Source organism: Schaalia canis, from assembly GCF_003858455.1.
Taxonomy (GTDB): Bacteria; Actinomycetota; Actinomycetes; order Actinomycetales; family Actinomycetaceae; genus Pauljensenia; species Pauljensenia canis.
The window spans coordinates 1-2,640 of sequence record NZ_RQZF01000024.1 but is presented as its reverse complement, the minus strand read 5'-3'; the positions used below and the strand labels follow the sequence as shown (position 1 = coordinate 2,640).

Here is a 2,640-nt window from a genome sequence, read left to right as displayed (position 1 = left end):
CCAGTGCCGCGCTATTGACCGCCCTGAAGGCTGAGGGGTTGATTGATCGTATTGGCTTGGCTGGTGGGTATGCCTACATGGGTAGTGGGGAGGAGGGTGCCTCTTTTGCTCATGCGTTGCGTGAGGTGTTCCGTAAGGGTGAGCCTCACCTGGCCTCCATTGATCCTGCTCTGTCACGTGCCTACGCCACGAGCATGATCGACTTCGTTAACACTGCGCGTTTTGACGGGGCCGTGCCGGGCAATGACATCTTGGCCCTGTCCTACCTACTGCACGGCTCTACGCTGTCGACTCCTTTCTTGGCTGTTGTGGGTAAGGAGCTAGAGGACATGGAGAAGCGTTTCATTCAGAGCGGGCATAGTTGGGCTCAGGCCACCACAGCCGCTAAAGGCATGGCCAGCCTCTTCCCCACAGAGAAAGCCCAGGCAGCTTTTGACCCGGTCGCCTCCTACATGAGCGCCCTAGGCAACAACCCCACCGCCGCTCACGCGTTCTTCACTACTGGTGGGGAAGAACGCGTGCAGTACTGGGTGGAGAAACGCCGCTGGGGCCACGACAACTTCGATGGCCTCCTAGCAGCCCTAGACGCTGCCATCACCCAAGGCGACAACGCCGGGCAACCATCCAGCGCACGCCTAGCCTCCAGCACCATCGAATACCTGGCCAACCGCACCCAAGGCATGGACTCAGCAGGCAACCCCCTCCTCTTCGACAACGATGACGAAACCTTCACCCCCAAAACAGTTGGCACCACAGCCAGCTCACACCTGGCCCACATTCTCGGCACACACATGCTTGCGATGGACTACGCACTTGATGCCTTAAAGTTCGATGGAACATACGCGGGCAGACTTACTGATCCAACACGTCATGATCTTGACGGGATCAAGGATCTGCCTCTTTTCAGGAGAAGTGATCTTGAGATCCTAACTAGGGTTGCGGTTGCGAGCGATGAGGGAATGGGTTCTCTTCGCCGGGCTGTGTCTACCTACCAGGACGCGCATTTTGCTCACATCCTTCGAGAACACCACGGTAAACCCACCTACGATCTCGCCCTTGCTGATGCGCTCAGAACAGATGCGAGGTTGGAGTCCTTCTTTATCGACACAATTGGCGAAGTCCATATCTCAGCCGCCCAAGATGAAAAACAAAGAGCACAGGCCTGGATTGCTGGTGGAAAGAAACTCGCAGGTGAAATTCCTGTTTCAAAGATCCCAGTCCTAGGGAACATCGCAAGCCTCTTGGCAGAACACACCCTCCAAGAGGTTGAACACGCTGCACTACACAGTCTGAACAAGGACATTCAAGATGCTATTGAGGACGCCAACGATCTTGGCCAAAAAGCACTTGAGGCCCGCTACGCTGGGATAGTTGGTAACTTCTATGATGCTGGACTCATTGATCCTGGACAAGTAATGGAGTTTTCATACGATGCTGGTTTGGATCCGGCGCAGGTTGATCTGTGGATACGTAACGGTTTGCCAAACCCCGATGGCACCGCCCACCCGCTGGAGTTTCAACGAGTCATCGCCAGGTTAGCCCACACGCATTTTGATCCACACGGCAACTACGAGCAAACATACAAGGACGGCTTCACGGAGTTTTTCAATGACTAGACACACCCGCATAGCGCCTGTGAGGCGCTTCCTCGTTCTTGCTCTTGCGTCAAGCATTGCTCTAGGCGCATGCTCAGACACTGAAAAGAAGCCCCTTCCCAACTACCGCGACGAGCTATTGTCTTCTGACCAGGTGGGAGAAGGCACGATCGCTCACCCTGACGACTACGATCCCGGTCCTGCAACGGCTTGTGGGCCTGACAAATTCGACAATCTGCCGTTGCATTACGAAAAAGAACCAAACTATGTCAGTTACACACAGGGGAGGCGTGATGTGGACCTTGGCGTGTGGGATGGACTTGAAGCATCTTTTCAAAGGAACCTCGAAGGCATGCGACAGGACCTGGAAGGAGATGCTTGCCGTCTAGGTAAGGCCTACCACGGCTACACAGGAACTGAGGGCCATGAGGATTGGCGCATCGAAACCTTAGATTTCGGCGAGGGTATCGTCGCCTTCCGATCAGTGCAATGGCGCGCCCGAGGAAACGGCCCACTCCCCCTTTCACCGAAAGAGCGCGACGACATTTACGCCAACTCGTCAGCACGAGCGTACGGGCTAGTTGGCGGTAAGCTCGTCATGGTCCGGATCGACGATACCACCGTTGAACCGCCCTCAGAGGCAGAGCTGCGCGCCCTGTGGAACGCCCAAACAGGTAAAGTCCTCTACCTTGGCGGCCTCGAAGGCAGTAAAGAACTCCTCACACCCCAAAGCGAACAAGCAGACAAGTGACGATGCTAGATCTCCCCCTGCCTCGTGTCGTGCTCGCACTCACCCTGCTGTTGAGTGCAGGCTCACTCACAGCCTGCGCTTCCCTCACCACTGAGGAGGCCATCACCCCGCGCCCAGAACTGCTTACCGCCGAGGAAGCCGGAGGCGGAGAACAAACCCCCATTGGTCCAAATGATCTTCCTGTCGCTGCTGACTGCGGGCCTGACGGGGGAACTTATTACTCTGACCCTAGGGGGACGCGTCATGGTGTGCAATACCTTGATGGTGGTCGCAGGATCATTCTTGGGCTTTTAG

General features: G+C 56.0%; 3 protein-coding genes. All 3 read left to right on the top strand.

Translation table 11 applies throughout. The features are described 5' to 3' along the window. Positions 1–1,616, top strand: a 1,616-nt coding sequence (locus tag EII11_RS10580) for a DUF6571 family protein (RefSeq protein WP_205649292.1), incomplete at its 5' end; no start/stop codon positions are given. Next, positions 1,609–2,346 (top strand): hypothetical protein, encoded by a 738-nt coding sequence (locus EII11_RS10295; RefSeq protein WP_124872475.1) that lies wholly within the window; start codon positions 1,609–1,611, stop codon positions 2,344–2,346. The genes EII11_RS10580 and EII11_RS10295, both read left to right, overlap by 8 nt. Before the next feature lie 2 nt (positions 2,347–2,348). Continuing rightward, positions 2,349–2,640: hypothetical protein (locus EII11_RS10290; RefSeq protein ID WP_165867157.1), on the top strand; the 292-nt coding region annotated here is incomplete at its 3' end.